The following is a 16322-nucleotide window of genomic DNA, read 5'->3' as shown; positions in this document are numbered from 1 at the left end:
CAGGCTTGTTGACCAAATGGACCAATAAGCTATTCCTCGATTTGTCGACTTCGGACTTGCCGCGGTCGATGCATTCCGGCGGGGAGTCGTCGAAAAACCCTGCTGTGAAAGGGAGGCCATGTGTCAGACGGTTCGGAATCGCAGCGCTACGCGGACGACGGGCAATGATTGTCCGATCCGAGCAAAAGCTCGCGAACGGCCGGACATTGACGAAGTGGGAGCTTATCAATCGCTCCGGTGCCAAGGTTGCCGTGATGGATTTGGGCGCAACGCTGCTTTCGGTGACCGTTCCCGATCGCCGCCAAAAATTGGGCGACGTTACGCTCTGCCATGCCCGGCTCGACGACTATCTGACGCACCGACAATTTTTCGGGGGCATCGTTGGGCGCTACGCCAATCGTTTGGCCGGCGCCTCGTTCCGCGTTGGAGGGCAAAGCTTCAGGCTCCAGCCCAACGAAGGGCCTAACTTGCTACACGGCGGGGAGGATGGCTTCGACCGCCGCTTTTGGCGAGGCGACATAGTGGAAACCCCCGATGGCGAAGGCGTGCGTCTGGAAATACTCTCACCCGACGGCGATCAGGGTTTTCCAGGCGAGCTTCGGGTGACCGTCACCTACGTTTGGACCGAGGATAATCGCCTGATTACGGATTTCTCGGCGACGACAACCAGGCCATGCCCAGTGAACCTCACCCTCCATGGCTATTGGAACCTTGGCGGCGATGAGGCAGGCAACGGCATCGGTGAGCATCAGCTGCAGCTTTTCGCCGATCAATATCTGCCGCGAACGGCTGATGGAATTCCGACCGGAAGCATTGAGAGTGTTACAAATACACCGTTTGATTTTCGTGTGTCTCAGCCACTATCAAACCATCTTGAACGGCTCGACGGCCAAGCAGGAGGCGATATTGGCATCGATCATTGCTGGGCGGTCCGCGGGTCCGGGCTGCGTCCAGCAGCTCTGCTGTATGACCCGGCGTCGGGCCGCACGTTGACAATCGACACGGATCAGCCGGGCATCCAGGTTTATACGGCGGACCATCTCGATGCGACGATACTGCGCCGCGGTGGGCTGCCCTGTGAGCCCCGCTGCGCGATCGCGTTGGAAACGCAGCAATTTCCCGACGCACCAAATCAGCCTAATTTTCCAGACCCGACTCTTCGCCCCGAGACAATATGGCACAGCCGGACGGTTTATTCCTTTAGCGTGCGCTGATCCGTGCGCGATCGTCCTGTATGAGATGAGCGCCCGGCGAAGGCGAAACGCGAAACGCAAGTTGCGGTGCCATACCCGCATCGCGCCAGAACGCCGCCAATGCAGCGTCAACAGCGCTTGTCTCGCTTGCGGCGAAGACAGCAACCACGCATCCGCCGAACCCGCCTCCGGTCATCCGCGCGCCACCCGCAGCGCCGATGGCCTCGTTAAGGCAATCGACCAGCGCGTCAATCGCGGGTAGGCTGACTTCGAAATCGTCACGCAGCGAGGCATGCGAGGCGCGCATGGCGCGGCCAAGCGCAACCAGTTCGCCTGCTTCCAGGAGGTCCTTGAACCGAAGTGTGCGTTCGTTCTCGGCGACAACGTGGCGCGCTCGCCGGAAGGAAATCTCGTCGAGATCCGACTTCGCAAATTCGAGTGTGGCAGCGTCCAGATCCCGCAAAGCCGCGACCCCATAATGATGGCTAGCCGCGACGCATTGCTGGCGACGATCATTATATGCGCTATCGACCAAGCCGCGCGTTACGCCCGAGTGGACGATCATGATCGCGGTTCCAGGGGGAAATGGCACGGCGTGCGTCTCGGTTTTGCGACAATCGATGAGCAGGCCTTTTCCTTCCTCGCCGAACGCTACCGTCAGCTGGTCCATTAGGCCGCAATTGCAGCCGACATAGTGATGCTCCGCCCATTGCGCCGCACGCGCGATGCGTGTCCGGTCAGGCGCGTCATCGCCGGCCAGCGCTGCAAAGCCAAGCGCCGCCGCCACGCCGAGCGACGCGGACGATGAGAGCCCGGCACCTTGCGGAATGTTGCCCCCGATCGCAACATTAGCGGCGGAAATCGGCAAGTCGAATAGCGGCATCGCCGCGGCAACGCCGCGGACGTGGTTCTCCCAGCTGCCATCATCCGCTTTCGCGATAGTGGCGCCGAGAGTGAAAGATCCAAGCTGACTGCCAAGGTCGAGGGCTGCTGCCTTGATGGAATCGTCGTCGCGGGGCGAAAAGGCTACGACCGTTCCGCATTCGATAGCGCAGGGCAGGGCAAACCCATCGTTATAATCGGTGTGCTCGCCGATCAGATTCACGCGGCCTGGCGCAAATGCGATAATGCTGGGTTCGTGACCATAAAGCCGACGAAAACCGGCGGCCACGCGGTCAACCAGATCTTCCTTTGCGCTCATCTCGAATGTTCCTGCTGGGCGAGCACAGGGTTCGCTGCCCGCAGCAGCTCCGCAGCCTGCTCGGGCGTCAGATCGCGCTGCGCCTCGGCGAGCATCTCGTACCCCACCATGAATTTCCTTACTGTCGCAGATCGCAGGAGAGGTGGATAAAAGTGGAGATGCAGTTGCCAGTGGTCCTGAGAGCCGCTGGAATAAGGCGCGCCATGCCACCCCATGGAATAGGGGAAGGAACAGCCAAAGAGGTTATCGTACCGCGCGGTTAGCTCGCCGAGGACCGCGCCGAGATCGTCGCGCTGCAACGATGAAAGGTCTTCGATCCGCTGCACTTTGGCCCGCGGGATGACCAGTGTCTCAAACGGCCAGGATGCCCACCACGGCACGATCGCCAGCCACGCGTCACTCTCGATCACGACGCGCGGGCCGTCGGCTTCGCGTCGGGCAAGATCGACGAGCATCGCGCGTCCGTGCCGTGTATAATATTGGAGCTGTGCGCGATCTTCCACCGCCGGTTCGTCGGGAATATGGCTGCTCGCCCAGATCTGGCCGTGAGGATGCGGATTGGAGCAGCCCATGGCTGCACCCTTGTTCTCGAATATTTGCACCCATGCGTAACGCTGTCCGAGATCGGACGACTCTCGGGCCCAGGAATCGATGACGCTGCGAATTTCGGGTTGCGACAATTGTGGAAGCGTTTTGGAATGATCGGGCGAGAAGCACATCACGCGGCATTCGCCGCTCACTGGCTCCGCCCTTAGCAGAGGGTCATCGATGCTGATGGCGCCGCCTTGAGGCGAAAGCGCGGGGAAATCGTTCGAAAATACCCACGGGCCGCAATAATCAGGGTTTACCGCTCCGTTGGCGCGCGTATTTCCCGGGCATAGATAGCATTCCGGGTCATGTGCCACCGACAGGCGCTCCACGGGATCTTCTGTTCCGCCCTGCCAAGGCCGCTGCGCCCGGTGTGGGGAGACCAATATCCAGCGCTCTGCTAGCGGGTTATATCGGCGGTGAACCGCCATCGACCGATCCATATTGCTATTCCTTGCAGCGATCGAGCACAAATATCGGCAACCTGATCATGACGTTGACCATGAACGCCTGCGCACCGTGGAAAGCGCATTTAGCATTATTGACGATCTATGCAATAAGCGCGATGTGACGGTCATGAGCAACCTGCCGCCAGCTGTCCGCCTCGATCGATCTGCCCACTCGATGATATTCGATTTGCGCCGAGGCGCCGCCGAACTCGTGTGGCTCGGTGAGCCACTGCCAGTGGACCAGGATTTACTGGCCCTTTGCAACAGCGTTCGGCAAGGACGGCGACCCTCACAGCCCGATGAACCCGCGCCGTTTTCCATCTTGCCGCAAACAGGATGGGGCTACTCTTCTACGCCCGCCGTGGGCTTGATGCGCTGCGGAACTTTGCTGCCTTTGCATCTGCGTCTGGTCGAAGTCTTACAATCTCCCTCGTCGCTTCTGTTCATCCATCGTGATGAGGCGAATGGTATCGGTATCGAGGTGTCTTGGCGGATTTTGAGTTCGGGGGTGATTGAAGCGCGCGCCCGCCTGACCAATTTCGGTCGCGAGCCGGTTGACGTCCTCGACCTTGCTTCGCTTGCGCTTCCCCTGCCAAGCTGGGCCAGTCACGCGACCCGATATTCCGGCCGCTGGGCTGCGGAGATGCAGCAAACGCGCGTCAGGCTCGCCGACGGGGGAATTGCAAGCGCATCCTATGGCGGGCGACCAGGCTTTGGTGGTGGCAACTGGATACGGATTGAATCCGCCGATCTTGGCGAAGACCATGGGCATGCGATTTCTTCTCATTTTGCGTGGAGTGGAGATTATCGGCTGAGCGTGGAGTGCAATGCTGACGGCCGCGCTATGCTGATGATGGGGGTCCGGCTCGACCCCGGCGAAATCATGGTTCCTCCGGGGCAGAACTGGGACACGCCGCGCGCCCTGTTCACCGTGAGCAATGTGGGCGTGATGGCGACACGTCATGCTTTTCATCGCCATGCCAATTCGGAGGTGTTGCCGAACAGCAGCAGTCGATCGCCGCGCAAGGTCCATCTCAACAGTTGGGAAGCCTTGGGATTTGCGATGGATATGCCGAAGCTGACCCAGCTGGCCGACTCAGCAGCAGCGATCGGGGTTGAGCGTTTTGTCGTGGATGACGGTTGGTTCAAGGGCAGACGCAACGACCGCACCAGCCTAGGCGATTGGATCGCGGACCCCGATATATTCCCGGCAGGGTTAAAACCCCTTGCCGATCATGTTCGTGGCCTCGGTCTCGATTTTGGTTTGTGGGTCGAGCCCGAAATGGTCAGTCCAACAAGCGATCTTTATCGCCACTATCCGGACTGGTGTATCCACATTGCCGGGCAAGAACGCCCCACCCAGCGCAATCAGCTCGTTCTCGACCTCACGAAAAGCGAAGTCAGCAATTACGTCTATGAGCGCCTCGATACGCTCCTGTCGGAAAACGAAATATCCTATTTGAAATGGGATCATAATCGCGAATTGTTTCCGCTGGCAGGAAAAGGGCACGCGCAGGTTATAGCACTTTACGCATTGCTCGATCGGGTCAGGGCCGCGCATCCGGATGTTGAGATCGAGACCTGTGCCAGTGGCGGAGGCCGGGTCGATTACGAAATCCTCCGCCGCTGCGCGCGATATTGGGCCAGCGACAACAATGATGCGATTGAACGGCTTCGCATCAACTCAGCGTGGTTCGATTTTCTGCCGCTTGGCGCCACCGGCAATCATGTGGGGCCGAACCCAAATCCAATAACCGGACGCTGCTTGCCAATGGATTTCCGGGCGAAGGTCGCAATGTTTGGTCATATGGGCGTAGAGGCTAATCCGGCCTCAATGTCGACATCGGATAGGGCGTCGCTCGCGGCGCATATTGCGCTCTACAAAGAATGGAGGGACGTTATCCATCGTGGTACCATTACCCGGACAGTTGAGAACCTGCCAGGTGCGTTTGGGTACCTTGCGTTGTCGGGGGCACGTGGCTTGGCATTAGTGGCGCAAACGAAGTTCACCGATTATTATTCATCCCCGCCGGCAAGGCTGCGCGGCTTGGATCCCTCGGCGAGCTATCATATTCGCCTTCTGCTTCCCGGGTCGCCACCAAGCGATGCGTCGGTCGCTCAACCCGAATTATGGCATTCCGGTACGGTGAAATCCGGTCAGGAGCTCTTGCAACGAGGTATCCTGCTTCCAATGTCGGGAGCCGAGACTGCTTGGTTAATTTCGCTAGAGCGGGTCGCTTAAACGGAAACTACGGTTCGCTATCCAACCAAACTCAATTTCGAAGCGCCGCAATCAACGCGTCGCGTGCTATTGCCACGCGTGGATGGCGCAGCGATGAGCGGGCCCATACCAAATAGAATGTGTTATGTGGCACGGTGATCGGGGCCGTTATCTCAACGAGCGTGCAGGCGGCGCGTTCGGCACGAGTGAGATAGGCGGGCAGAACCGACCAGCCGAGCCCTGCGCACAACCCTGAGCGAAGCACCCGAAGGTCGGGCGCAGTTAATCCGGGTTGACGCGTCAACTCGATCTGGTTTGCTTCTAGCCATGTGCGCAGCAGCGGCCGATCGAGATCATAAGCCAGATGCGACATTCGGTTTAGGGTGTCGTCCAAGGGTCCGTCCGCTATTCGTTCGGCTACCGCAGGCGATGCGACAGCACGCAAACGCTCCTTGCCCAGCACTTGAAAGGCCAGTCGCGGATCATCGGGCTGCGAGGCGGTCACGGCGAGATGCACCTTATCCTCGATCAACATGGAATAGAGCGCGTCGCGCCCGCCGATATGAAGGCGTAGGTCAAGGCCTACGTCCAGCAGCGGCGCCAGTCGCGGCGTGATCATCTCGCCCAGAAGATCCGAAGGAGCGGCAATATGAACCGTGCCCGAAATGCGCGAAGATCGGGCCCGAGCGGTGGCCAGCGCCACTTCCGCCGTGTCGAGACTGCTTCCGATCGAAGCCGCGAGATCGTCGGCAATCGCTGTCGGCCAAACGCCGCGCGAATGGCGATCGAACAAGGGGTGACCCAATTGCGCTTCTAGCGAGGCGATATGCTGCGACGCGGCCGGTTGGGTAATGCCGATCGCCCGAGCCGCTTCGGTGAGCGAGCGACAGCGATAGACTTCGACGAATGTGCGCAACTGCAACAAGGACATTCTCGTTCCATAAGAAGATTTATGGCTGATCGCAATTTCAATTGGATTTCATGATGCCGGGCAGCGCGTATCTTGGCCGTCGAAATGAACGGATGAATGCCCGATCGCCGCCAGCTTCTGAAGACACTCACCGCCGCAATTGTGGCGGGCGCGGTCACACCGAGCGCGCTCGCCCGTCCTCGCTACATCAAAGGAAAAGGAAATCTGACGATGAATCGCATACTCATGGTGACCACCTCCGCCGACCGAATGACTCCGGGGACTGAACCGACGGGCGTTTGGCTGGAAGAACTGACTACGCCGTATTATGCATTCCGCGATGCCGGCGCCGAAGTGACGCTGGCCTCGATCAAGGGCGGCGCCGTCCCAGTCGATCAGCGCAGCGTGAACGCAGACGGCGAGAACGACGCCTCGGTCGAACGCTATCTTAAGGACGAAGCGCTGAAGGCTGAGGTTGCCAGCACCCCTGTATTCACCAGCATCGATCCCGCTGGCTACGACGCGCTGTTCCTGCCCGGCGGCCACGGCACCATGTTCGATTATCCCGGCAGCGACGAACTGGCGCGGATGGTCGAACGCTTCGACCGCGAGGGCAAGATCGTCGCCGCCGTCTGCCATGGACCGGCGGGCCTGGTCTCGGCGAAGAAGGCCGACGGCACGCCCTTCGTGGCTGGTCGCCGTGTTGCAGGCTTCACTGACAGCGAGGAGCGTGCAGTCGGCCTCGATCAGGCGGTACCGTTCCTCCTTGAAACGCGCCTTAAGGAACTGGGCGGCAAGCATGATGGCGGCCCGGACTTTGCTCCGTTCGCTCTGCGCGACGGCAATTTGGTAACTGGCCAGAATCCCGCCAGCGCAACCCGCACCGCGGAGCTTGTGATGGAAGCCCTCAAGGAAAAGGTGGCCTGATCGTGCGTTATCTCCACACGATGCTGCGCGTCGCCGATCCCGAGGCGGCGGTGCGGTTTTTCACGCTGCTGGGTCTCAAGGAGACCCGCGCCAGCACATCCCGGTCGGTCCTGGCTATCAGGTGCCGCTGGCCCGGACGGTCAAGGACGCGGTCGCCATACCTGTCATCGCCGTCGGCATGATTAACGATCCGCATCAGGCGGAACGCATCCTTGAAGACGGGCATGCGGACGCAATAGCCATAGCTCGCGCTGCCCTATGGGATCCGCGCTGGCCTTGGCACGCCGCCGCTGCGCTGGGCGCATCGGTCAGCGCGGCGCCACAATATCTCCGGTCCGAGCCCCACGAAGCGGGCCACATCCTCAAGGAAATGACACCATGAAAACGTCCGTCAAACTGCTTCTGGCCGCTGGCGCGGTCCTCTCGCTCGCCGCCTGCGCGACAACCCGCGAGGGTGCATCCGCGCCCCGGATCGAACAGGTCGCGACCTTCGATGGCGCGATGCCGACTGGCGTGACCGTCGCCCCCAATGGGCGCATCTTCGTCAACTTCCCGCAATGGGGCGACAACGCGCCGTTCACGGTGGCCGAGCTGGTCAATGGCAGGGCGGTGCCCTATCCCGACGCCGCGACTAACCGTCCCGATGCGGCCGATCCGGCAGGGCATTTTATCTCGGTGCAGAGCGTGGTTGCCGACGGCGCCAATCGCCTCTGGGTGCTCGATACGGCGGCGCCCAACTTCTCGCAGCCGCAAGTTGGCGGTGCAAAACTGGTGGCGATCGACCTCGCGACCAACCGAGTGGTGAAGACAATCGTCCTGCCGCCCAGCGTCGTGCTGTCCACGACCTATCTCAACGATGTGCGCTTCGATCTTCGCACGGGCGCTGAGGGCGTCGCCTACATCACCGACAGCAGCAACACGGGCGTCGGCGGCATCATCGTCGTCGACATCGCCAGCGGGCGTGCGATCCGCCGCCTGTCGAACCATGCGACTACCAATCCCGAGCCCGGCTTCACCCCGACCGCCGACGGCGCGGTGCTGATGAACCGCCCGGCCGATGGACCCGCGACGCCGTTCGCAGTGGCGAGTGACGCGATCGGGCTTAGCGCCGACGGCAGCCTACTCTATTACGGCCCGTTATCTGGCCGCACGCTGCACGCGGTCCCCACGGCCATGCTGCGGGATCCCGCGGTGTCTGAGGAAGAACTCGGCCGCGCCGTTCGTAGCATGGGGCGCAAGGGTGCTTCGGACGGGATCGCCGAAGACGACCGGGGCCGCGTGTTCGCCGGCGACTACGAGAACAACGCGATCCGCGTGCTCGACCAAGGCCGTTGGTCGACGCTGGTCAGCGACCCGCGCATCAGCTGGCCCGACACGCTGTCGATCGGTACCAACGGCTATCTCTACTTCACCGCCAACCAGCTCCACCGCCAGCCCGGCTTCCACGGCGGGCGGGACCTGCGCCGCAAGCCCTATGAACTGCTGCGCATCAGGGTGGGCGCCGGTCCCGTCCTGTTGCGCTCGAAGTGATCCCATCCGACCGAGCAGGCTCGACATCGCGCCTGCCCGGCCTTCCCAATGGAGACCTTCTATGGTTGAGCCAATTGTCTCTGACCCTACGGTCGAGCGCTATCTGCCGCAAATTGCCGACGCGGTCGGCACAGACTTTGCCGCATACCGCAACCACATTTACCGGGCTCTGAGTTACGCAGCGCACTTCCTCGGCGACGATCCGAGGGGGCGCGAACATATCGCATTTGCACTTGTTTTCCACGACGTCGGCATGTGGACCGATCACGAACTGGCTTATCTGGAGCCGTCGGAAGCAGTGGCCGAGCGCGTGCGAACCCAGCACGCGCCACATCTCGATCCCACACTCGTGGCCAACATCATACACTGGCATCACAAGCTGCTATCGTTCGCGGGGCCAGACGCCGAGATCGTGAACGCCGCGCGCAAGGCCGACTGGATCGACGCAAGCATTGGCATGGTTCGGCATGGCGTTGCCCGCAAACAGGTGGTCGCCATAGAGGAGGCAATCCCCGTATTGGGCTTCCCGGGGGTCCTGATGCGCCTCGCCAAGGATCTGCGCCATGGCAACCGGTTTGCCGGGCTGTGGCGGGTGCTCTCTCGAGTTTGCAAGTTCTGACCTTCGAAGGTGATACGGCGGAAAACGGGGCGAGATCGCTGATGCACGAACCGCTCGGCAGATTGGCTCGGTTCTCGACGTAAAGCCGTCGAGCGGGCGCCACACCTCATTGAACGTCGAGTGCCGTAGGTAGACCCTTTCGGCTCCATCGACTGAGGAGTCGAACGATGGACGAGCTTATCCAGATTGACGCGATCAGCCCGCTGAGCCAGTGCCTGATCGACAATATGACCTTGCGCGGGTTCTCTCCGGAGACGCAGCGTAACTATCTTCTCGACGTCGGACGGTTCGCAACTTGGCTGCGTCGCTCGCCCCACACCGCGAGCACCGAGGATATCCGGCAGTTTCAGTTCGAGCAGCACCAGTCGGGCGTGTGGGCGCCAACGATGAACAGCATCGTCGGCGCGCCTAGGTTTTTCTTCATGCACACCCTCGACCGCTCCGATCTCGCGCGTAGCTCAGCGCATGACCCTTGCGGTTCGGGCATTGAGGACTTTCCGACGCCGGCGGCGTCTGAAACTCTCAACGATAGCCTACAGACCGCTTACGGCCAGCTCAGGCCGAACAGTAGCCGGACAGCGGTTCGCTTATTTGGCAGCAACATTAATCGAATCCCAATCGATGAAAAAGAACCGAACTCGCTTTAGGTGGGCTGCAAGATTGCCGATCGCCCGTCCCAAACCGTAGCCTCCGCCCACATCTGCGGGCGAATGCCCCATAAGCTGGTCGTGCACGTCCTTGGGAATGTTGGCGTCGCGGCAGAGATCCTTGAAGCTGTGTCGGAAACTATAAAACACGAGGCGCGGGTCGTCGCCGACGGCATTGTCGATTAGGCGGTTGGCGCGGCGGCTCGCCTCCTTGGTCTTTACGCCCAGCGAATCAGCCTCGAGGTCAGGAAAAAGCCGGACTGCTCCGCTTGACCGCATCCGTTGGACGTAGTCGAGAAACCCGAGCGCTATCAGTTTGGGATGGAGCGGTATCACGCGAATAGAACCGTCGGTCTTCACCCGTTTGCGCTCGTCAATCTCGTCCATGACGTAGTCCGTGACGTCGATATAAGGGATCCCTTGCTCGGACTTGATGTCCGCGAGCAATATCTGACCAAGTTCCTCAATTCGAGCGCCCGTGCAAAGCCCGAGCAGGAACAACCAGCGCAGCGTCGAATCGGAGACCTTTGACTTGCTCAGAGGGTGAGACCAAGCCGCGGTGAACAGCTTGGCCGCAAATAGCTGAGCGAGTTCGTCCTTGGTAAATGGGCGCCGCGTGCTCTTTTTTGTGTATCCTTCGACTTTGATACCGGCGGCGGTGTTCGCAGGGATGAAGCGCTCCTGGAAAGCGAACCCGAGGAGGGCTTGGACCGCGCCGAGATATTTTTTGATCGATTGCGGGGATATGCGGTCTACGCCCGATCTGTCCGCATAGAGCGCATGAATGTCGACAAACTCCATCATGCGATGCACTCGCGGCATACTTTTTGGCAGCACCGCTATCGCGTCACGAAATTCGAACAGATCGTTGGGCGTGATTTCGCCGATGCCGACATCGCCGATATAGCTTTTGAAATAGCGTACGGCCGTTTTCGTCGCGGCCTGCGCCTTCGGCGTCGGCTTGCGCGCCGCGATCCATTTCGCCTCGAGGGCGTCGAGCTTCATGTCCGGTTGGAGCCGGCTCGAATTTGCGCGGCGCCGGGCCGAGGGGAGTACGGGAACTTGTTCGCGGACTTGCGGCGAACCCAGCGCATCGGCCAGTGCATCGGCGAGCGGTTCGTCGATCCCGCGATTCGCCTCCTCGGGTAGTTTTAGTTCACGCTTTATTTTCGCGACGGCGAAGCTGAGCAGGGGGCGCCAACGGCGGTGCGGTACCCGTTTCTGAAAACTGAACCACAGATCGCCAAGGTCGCGATGGACCGAAGCATGGTGAGCCTCGATCCGAGCGAGTGTTTCGGGAGAAAACTCATCGTCGGCGTCGCTTCCCGCCAACCTCTTGCGATAAGCGATCCATTCGGTTGGACTCATGTCTTGTGCGGTGGCCCGATGGTCTCCCGATTGGTCCGCGACGGCGTCGTCGAGCTCCTTGAGCAAGAAAGCGACATCCATACCGCCGCTCGCAAACCCGGTAGCGGACCTGGCGGTGAGGAGGCGGTCAACCAAGACACGCGCCTCGTCGGAAGTGAAGGATCTTGGAGCGTCGTTTGCGAGCGCGTCGCGAAATTGTTCGCACTTCTGCTCATATTCACCATTGGCAATCGCCAGCTTGCGTTCGGCATGGCGCTGATCGGCGGTGCCGAGGCTTACCTTGTAAAGTTGGCCGCAAGCGAAGGCGCTTTGCAACGGCAGCGGGATACGGCGGCGAAGATAAAAAATGCCGCTGCGTGGATCGCGCCAGAGTCCCTTCGGATTCATGATTGTTCGTCCTTTGTGTACTCATTTGGTGTACCCACCGAGTCACTAACGAACAGAAAACCGAGACTTCTGCGCCTTTGCGGCGATTTGGTGACCCCTACGGGACTCGAACCCGTGTTTTCGCCGTGAAAGGGCGACGTCCTAGACCGCTAGACGAAGGGGCCGTCTGATCGGTGAAGCGGCGCATTAGACTCGCATGTCCATAGGGTCAAGCGCGCCACGTAAAAATATTGCGCCGCAGCGTGCCGGTCCGCCCCCGCTACGCTCCTGGTCGGCCGCTAATCGGCCCACGCGGCGTCCTCCAGATGCAGTTCGGCGGCCGGGCGACTGCCCCAATCGTCGCGTTTCGCGCGCCCCGCCAGCCATAATTTGCGGCCGCGTGCGTGGAGCAGCGCTTGCCCCAATTCGGTTTCGGCGCTGCGGAATGCGACCGCCTTGAACCGTGCGCCGTCGTCGCCCGACACGATCAGGCGGACATGGTCGGTGCCGACGATCCCCGATTCGACGATTCGAACCGGCCCCGTCGCAACGCGCGGTGCGGGCCAGCCGGCGCCATAGGGGCCCGCGCTTTCGATGGCATCGCACCACAAAGGATTGATGCCGCGCGGCGCGAGCACCGCGTCGATCAGCAGCGACTTGTCGCCGCTCGCGCGCTCGACATCGGCGGCGAGGCGATCGTTGAGGAAAGCGCCAAGCGCATCGACCTTGTCCGCAGCGACGGTGAGGCCGGCCGCCATCGCATGGCCGCCGCCCGCGACGAGCAGGCCGGTTTCTTTCGCGGCGAGGATCGCGGCGCCAAGGTCGACGCCGTTGATCGAGCGTCCCGATCCCTTGCCGATGCCGTCGTCGTCGACGGCAATGACGATCGCGGGGCGGTGGAGGCGTTCCTTGAGGCGCCCGGCGACGATGCCGATCACGCCGGGATGCCAGCCCTCGCCCGCGACGATCGCGACAGGAGCGTTGCCGCACCCTGCGCTTGCTTCGATCGCCTGTTCGAGCACGGCAGCTTCGATCGCACGCCTTTCCTCGTTCAGCCGGTTGAGTTCGAGCGCGATATCGGCCGCTTCCTGCGGGTCGCTGGTGGTGAGCAACCGCACGCCAAGGTCGGATTTGCCGACGCGCCCGCCGGCGTTGATCCGCGGGCCGAGCGCAAAGCCCATGTCGCTCGCGCTTGGCGGTTTGGTCAGGCGCGCGGCGTCCATCAGCGCCGCAAGGCCCGTGTTGCCGCGCCGCGCCATCACCTTCAGCCCCTGCGTCACCAGCGCGCGGTTGAAACCGGTGAGCCGCGCGACGTCGGCGACGGTGCCCAGCGCGACAAGATCGAGCAGATCGATCAGCGCCGGTTCGTTGCGGCCGCTAAAGAAACCGCGCGCGCGCAAGGTGCGGAGCACCGCCGCGCCGAGCAGGAAGGCGACGCCGACCGCCGCCAGATTACCGTGGATCGCGGCATCGGGCTCTTCGTCGAGCCGGTTGGGGTTCACCAGCGCAAAGGCTTCGGGGAGGGTCGTCGCGCATTGGTGATGGTCGACGACGATCACCTCGACCCCCGCCGCCTTCGCCTCCGAAATCGCATCAAATGCCTGCGCGCCGCAGTCGACCGTGACGACAAGCTTCGATCCCGCCTCGCCGATTTTCACCAGCGCGGCGCCGGAGGGGCCATATCCCTCCATCAACCGGTCGGGGATATAGGCGCCGACCGGAAGCCCGAGGCCGCGCAGCAGCCGCACGAGCAAGGCGGCCGAGGTCGCGCCGTCGACGTCATAGTCGCCGAAGATCGTCACCGCTTCCTTGCGCTCGACCGCATCGGCAAGCCGCGCGGCGGCGGCGTCCATGTCGCGGAACAACGACGGGTCGGGCATGAAGCCGCGCAAGGTCGGCGTCCGCTGCCGGTCGAGATCGCCCCGTGCCACCCCGCGCGCGAGCAGCAATTGCGTGACGAGATCGTCGGGCGCGAGATTCTCCGACGCCATGTCGGCGCTCGCGCGCCGCCAATGCCAGGGCTGGCCCTTGATCGAATGCGTGATGCCCAAAGCCAGGCTGCTTGCGGTGTCGCTCATCGCCGCGTCCTCGCGGCGAGGATGCGCGTGCGAAGGTCCTGCGCGATCGCCGCCGGGATCGCGGGAATCTCGTGCGTCGCGAGCGAACTGCCGCCGGGCACTCCGAACACCAGGGTCGCCAGGCCGAGTGGGCGGAGGATGAAATCGCTCTTGAGGTCGACGCTCTGCACCGACGCGTGCGGCAGCAAGGTCATCTTGGGTTTCCATGCGCCGCGACGGATCGCAATCTGCTCGCCAAGGTCGGCCCAGCGGTGGAAGCGCGCGGCCCAGAAGGCGATGAGCGCGATGAGCGGCGCTGCGATGAGCGCGAGCCAGCCGACGTCATTGCCCAGGTAGAGCGCGACGCCGCCGCCGATCGTTGCGCACGCCGCGCCGACGATCGGCCCCAGCGCGACAATGCGGTGGCTATGCTGCCATGATTGCGCGGCATCGGGGCGCAAAATCGCGACCTCGTCCAGCACAGGATCGATTTCGTCGAGCTTGGCAAAGGGGACGACCTGATGGTCTCGTTCCTTCTCTCCGTCGCTGGCCAGGCTTTGCAGGCGTAGCTCGTGCCAGCCGAAACGCTGGCGAAACCAGCCGGTGACGAGGATCGCCGCCTGCACCCGCTTCACCGGCACCGCGACGTCGGTGCGTGTCGTAAGGCCGCGCGTGCGGCGCAACGCGCGCGGTTCGCGCGTCAGGCGGAAATCCCAGTTGGCGAAAAACATCGTCGCGATCCCGCTCGCGAAACCGATCAGCAACAGCGACAGCGCCGCGCCGACTCCCGCGATCCAGCGATGAGCGAGCAGCCATTGGTCGAGTCCGTAATTCTCGGCGATATCGATCCAGTCCATCGGGTTGAACACGTTGAAATCGAACGGCAGCAGCCCGTCGAAAAACTGCATGCCTGCGCCGACCACGGCCAGCGCGGCGAGCGAGAAGTTGAACAGCCCCGCGACGAGCAACTGGCGCGGCCCCATCGCAAACAGCAGCCGATCCTCGCCGGCGGGCGCCGCTTCGGAAGCCTCAGAGGCTGTCGTCGGCGCCGCGACCTCGCCGCTGCGATGCGCGCGAATCGTGGCGCGCAGCGCCTGCGCCGAATCCAGCGCGATCGCGTCGAGGCTCGCGTCATTCTCCTTGCCGCCCGCGCCTGTCTCGAACCCGACCTTGGCGATACCGAGCGCGCGTGAGACGAGGCCCTGCTCGATGCTGACGTCCTGGATTCGGTCAAAGGGGATGGTGCGGTGCTGGCGGGAAAAGACGCCGCTTTCGATCACCACCTCGTCGTCGCCGACAAGGAAGCGGAAGCGGAGCCACTGGAACCAGGCGGCGAGCAGCGAGATCAGGATGAAGGCAAGGATCGACGGGACGATCCAGATCCAGTTGCCGGTAAAGCCCAGCGCCGCAACCGCGGGCAGGAATTGCAGCGATCGCGGCCCCAGTTCGACGATGGCGAGCGCCAGCGTCGCGGGGTGCAGCCGCTGCCAGTTCGGCTCGGCTTCGCTCATGGCTATGGCGGCGGCGTCGCTCATGCGAAATCGGTCTGGATATGGCGGCGGATCGTCTCGCGCATGGCGGCGGCAAGGTCGCTGTGCAGCCCCGGCAGCGTCACCGTACTGTTATGCGTGCCCGATGTGTGGACAATCAGGTGCGACAGCCCGAACCAGCGCTCGATCGGCCCCTGTCCCACATCGATATGCTGGACGCGCACGAACGGCACGATCGTGTCGGTGCGAAACAGCCAGCCGCGCGCGACGCGGAGCTGCCCCTCGCCGATCTTGTATCCCCAGCGCGACACGCGGCGCGACGGGAAGGTGACGATCACGACGATCGCGATCAGCCACGCCGCCGCGGTGATCAGTCCATACGGCCCCTCGAGGTGCCGGATCAGCAGCGCGTCGAAGACGCTCGCGCCGATCGCGAGCGGGATCAGGTTGAGCGCCGTCGCGACGCGCAAAACCTGCGCATAGGCCGGCGCGACCGGGTCGAGTCCCTCGGCGGCATTCAGCGCGTCGGGGGCGAAAGGATCGGTCGGGCGCGCGGCGGGGGTGTCGGTCATCATAAGGCCTTTAGGGGGTGATCGATCGAGACTGAACCACTTATCTCTCCGTTCGTGTCGAGCGAAGTCGAGACACTGTGAGGTCGTGCTCTCCCGATGGGCATCTCGACTTCCGGCGAATGCCGGAAGTTTATCCTGAGCGCTTGCAAGGCAGTCGAAGGGCTCGATGCGAACGGCTTGGACA

General features: G+C 62.5%; 13 protein-coding genes, 1 tRNA gene and 2 pseudogenes. 8 read left to right on the top strand and 8 right to left on the bottom strand.

Features of this window, described 5'->3' with window-relative positions; all coding sequences use genetic code 11:
• The first annotated feature begins 164 nt into the window (after positions 1-164).
• Entirely contained in the window at positions 165-1214 is a 1050-nt protein-coding gene (locus KEC45_RS17720; RefSeq protein WP_252171211.1) for an aldose epimerase family protein, read from the top strand.
• Here KEC45_RS17720 and galK read toward each other — a convergent pair.
• Positions 1201-2394, bottom strand: a complete 1194-nt coding sequence (galK, locus tag KEC45_RS17715) for a galactokinase (protein WP_242774379.1) — start codon at positions 2392-2394, stop codon at positions 1201-1203. The genes KEC45_RS17720 and galK overlap by 14 nt on opposite strands.
• Positions 2391-3425 carry a UDP-glucose--hexose-1-phosphate uridylyltransferase gene (locus KEC45_RS17710; protein ID WP_242774380.1) on the bottom strand — a complete coding sequence of 345 codons (1035 nt, stop codon included), beginning with the start codon at positions 3423-3425 and terminating at the stop codon, positions 2391-2393. The genes galK and KEC45_RS17710 overlap by 4 nt, the downstream gene beginning before the upstream one ends.
• Position 3426: 1 nt before the next feature.
• On the opposite strand from KEC45_RS17710, the gene KEC45_RS17705 reads away from it, so the two are divergent.
• Positions 3427-5673, top strand: a complete 2247-nt coding sequence (locus tag KEC45_RS17705) for an alpha-galactosidase (protein ID WP_242774381.1) — start codon at positions 3427-3429, stop codon at positions 5671-5673.
• 31 nt (positions 5674-5704) lie between these two features.
• Here the strand turns inward: KEC45_RS17705 and KEC45_RS17700 are convergent, their stop codons facing one another.
• On the bottom strand, positions 5705-6583 hold the full coding sequence (locus KEC45_RS17700; protein WP_242774382.1) for a LysR family transcriptional regulator: 879 nt from the start codon (positions 6581-6583) through the stop codon (positions 5705-5707).
• Between the two features lie 96 nt (positions 6584-6679).
• On the opposite strand from KEC45_RS17700, the gene KEC45_RS17695 reads away from it, so the two are divergent.
• From KEC45_RS17695 to KEC45_RS17670, 6 genes and pseudogenes are all read left to right on the top strand, one after another.
• On the top strand, positions 6680-7489 hold the full coding sequence (locus KEC45_RS17695; RefSeq protein WP_242774383.1) for a type 1 glutamine amidotransferase domain-containing protein: 810 nt from the start codon (positions 6680-6682) through the stop codon (positions 7487-7489).
• Positions 7489-7578: pseudogene (locus KEC45_RS17690) on the top strand (VOC family protein); the annotation flags it as partial. The gene KEC45_RS17695 and the pseudogene KEC45_RS17690, both read left to right, overlap by 1 nt.
• Positions 7572-7871, top strand: a pseudogene (locus KEC45_RS17685) (tRNA-dihydrouridine synthase); the annotation flags it as partial. The pseudogenes KEC45_RS17690 and KEC45_RS17685, both read left to right, overlap by 7 nt.
• Positions 7868-9019, top strand: a complete 1152-nt coding sequence (locus KEC45_RS17680) for a major royal jelly family protein (protein WP_242774385.1) — start codon at positions 7868-7870, stop codon at positions 9017-9019. The pseudogene KEC45_RS17685 and the gene KEC45_RS17680, both read left to right, overlap by 4 nt.
• A gap of 61 nt (positions 9020-9080) precedes the next feature.
• On the top strand, positions 9081-9638 hold the full coding sequence (locus KEC45_RS17675) for a hypothetical protein (RefSeq protein ID WP_242774387.1): 558 nt from the start codon (positions 9081-9083) through the stop codon (positions 9636-9638).
• Positions 9639-9805: 167 nt separating this feature from the next.
• The gene (locus tag KEC45_RS17670) at positions 9806-10285 is read left to right on the top strand and encodes a phage integrase N-terminal SAM-like domain-containing protein (protein WP_242774396.1); all 480 of its coding nucleotides are present in this window, start codon (positions 9806-9808) and stop codon (positions 10283-10285) included.
• Here KEC45_RS17670 and KEC45_RS17665 read toward each other — a convergent pair.
• The 5 genes from KEC45_RS17665 to KEC45_RS17645 form a co-directional block, all read right to left on the bottom strand.
• A complete protein-coding gene (locus tag KEC45_RS17665) occupies positions 10226-12040 on the bottom strand; it encodes a site-specific integrase (RefSeq protein ID WP_242774398.1) in 1815 nt (604 codons plus the stop codon). The two genes, KEC45_RS17670 and KEC45_RS17665, sit on opposite strands and share 60 nt — an antisense overlap.
• 88 nt (positions 12041-12128) lie before the next feature.
• Positions 12129-12204: transfer RNA gene (locus KEC45_RS17660), tRNA-Glu, on the bottom strand.
• Positions 12205-12318: 114 nt separating this feature from the next.
• Positions 12319-14097, bottom strand: coding sequence for a single-stranded-DNA-specific exonuclease RecJ (gene recJ / locus KEC45_RS17655; protein ID WP_062175932.1), 1779 nt, complete (start codon positions 14095-14097; stop codon positions 12319-12321).
• Positions 14094-15611, bottom strand: coding sequence for a PH domain-containing protein (locus KEC45_RS17650; protein ID WP_062175934.1), 1518 nt, complete (start codon positions 15609-15611; stop codon positions 14094-14096). Before KEC45_RS17650 ends, recJ begins: the two co-directional genes overlap by 4 nt.
• Complete coding sequence (locus tag KEC45_RS17645) at positions 15608-16138, bottom strand: PH domain-containing protein (protein WP_062183205.1); 531 nt, start codon at positions 16136-16138, stop codon at positions 15608-15610. Before KEC45_RS17645 ends, KEC45_RS17650 begins: the two co-directional genes overlap by 4 nt.
• Positions 16139-16322: the final 184 nt, after the last annotated feature.

The sequence above is a fragment of the Sphingopyxis sp. USTB-05 genome (assembly GCF_023822045.1).
Lineage (GTDB): Bacteria > Pseudomonadota > Alphaproteobacteria > Sphingomonadales > Sphingomonadaceae > Sphingopyxis.
The sequence above is the reverse complement of the archived record's forward strand: the minus strand, read 5'-3'. Positions and strand labels throughout refer to the sequence as shown.

Excerpts from the sequence above, each read along its gene's own strand:
- KEC45_RS17720 (WP_252171211.1), top strand. The coding sequence starts at position 165 with ATGATTGTCCGATCCGAGCAAAAGCTCGCGAACGGCCGGACATTGACG.
- KEC45_RS17645 (WP_062183205.1), bottom strand. The coding sequence starts at position 16,138 with ATGACCGACACCCCCGCCGCGCGCCCGACCGATCCTTTCGCCCCCGAC.
- KEC45_RS17675 (WP_242774387.1), top strand. The coding sequence starts at position 9,081 with ATGGTTGAGCCAATTGTCTCTGACCCTACGGTCGAGCGCTATCTGCCG.
- KEC45_RS17670 (WP_242774396.1), top strand. The coding sequence starts at position 9,806 with ATGGACGAGCTTATCCAGATTGACGCGATCAGCCCGCTGAGCCAGTGC.
- galK (WP_242774379.1), bottom strand. The coding sequence starts at position 2,394 with ATGAGCGCAAAGGAAGATCTGGTTGACCGCGTGGCCGCCGGTTTTCGT.
- KEC45_RS17680 (WP_242774385.1), top strand. The coding sequence starts at position 7,868 with ATGAAAACGTCCGTCAAACTGCTTCTGGCCGCTGGCGCGGTCCTCTCG.
- recJ (WP_062175932.1), bottom strand. The coding sequence starts at position 14,097 with ATGAGCGACACCGCAAGCAGCCTGGCTTTGGGCATCACGCATTCGATC.
- KEC45_RS17665 (WP_242774398.1), bottom strand. The coding sequence starts at position 12,040 with ATGAATCCGAAGGGACTCTGGCGCGATCCACGCAGCGGCATTTTTTAT.
- KEC45_RS17650 (WP_062175934.1), bottom strand. The coding sequence starts at position 15,611 with ATGAGCGACGCCGCCGCCATAGCCATGAGCGAAGCCGAGCCGAACTGG.
- KEC45_RS17700 (WP_242774382.1), bottom strand. The coding sequence starts at position 6,583 with ATGTCCTTGTTGCAGTTGCGCACATTCGTCGAAGTCTATCGCTGTCGC.
- KEC45_RS17710 (WP_242774380.1), bottom strand. The coding sequence starts at position 3,425 with ATGGATCGGTCGATGGCGGTTCACCGCCGATATAACCCGCTAGCAGAG.
- KEC45_RS17695 (WP_242774383.1), top strand. The coding sequence starts at position 6,680 with ATGCCCGATCGCCGCCAGCTTCTGAAGACACTCACCGCCGCAATTGTG.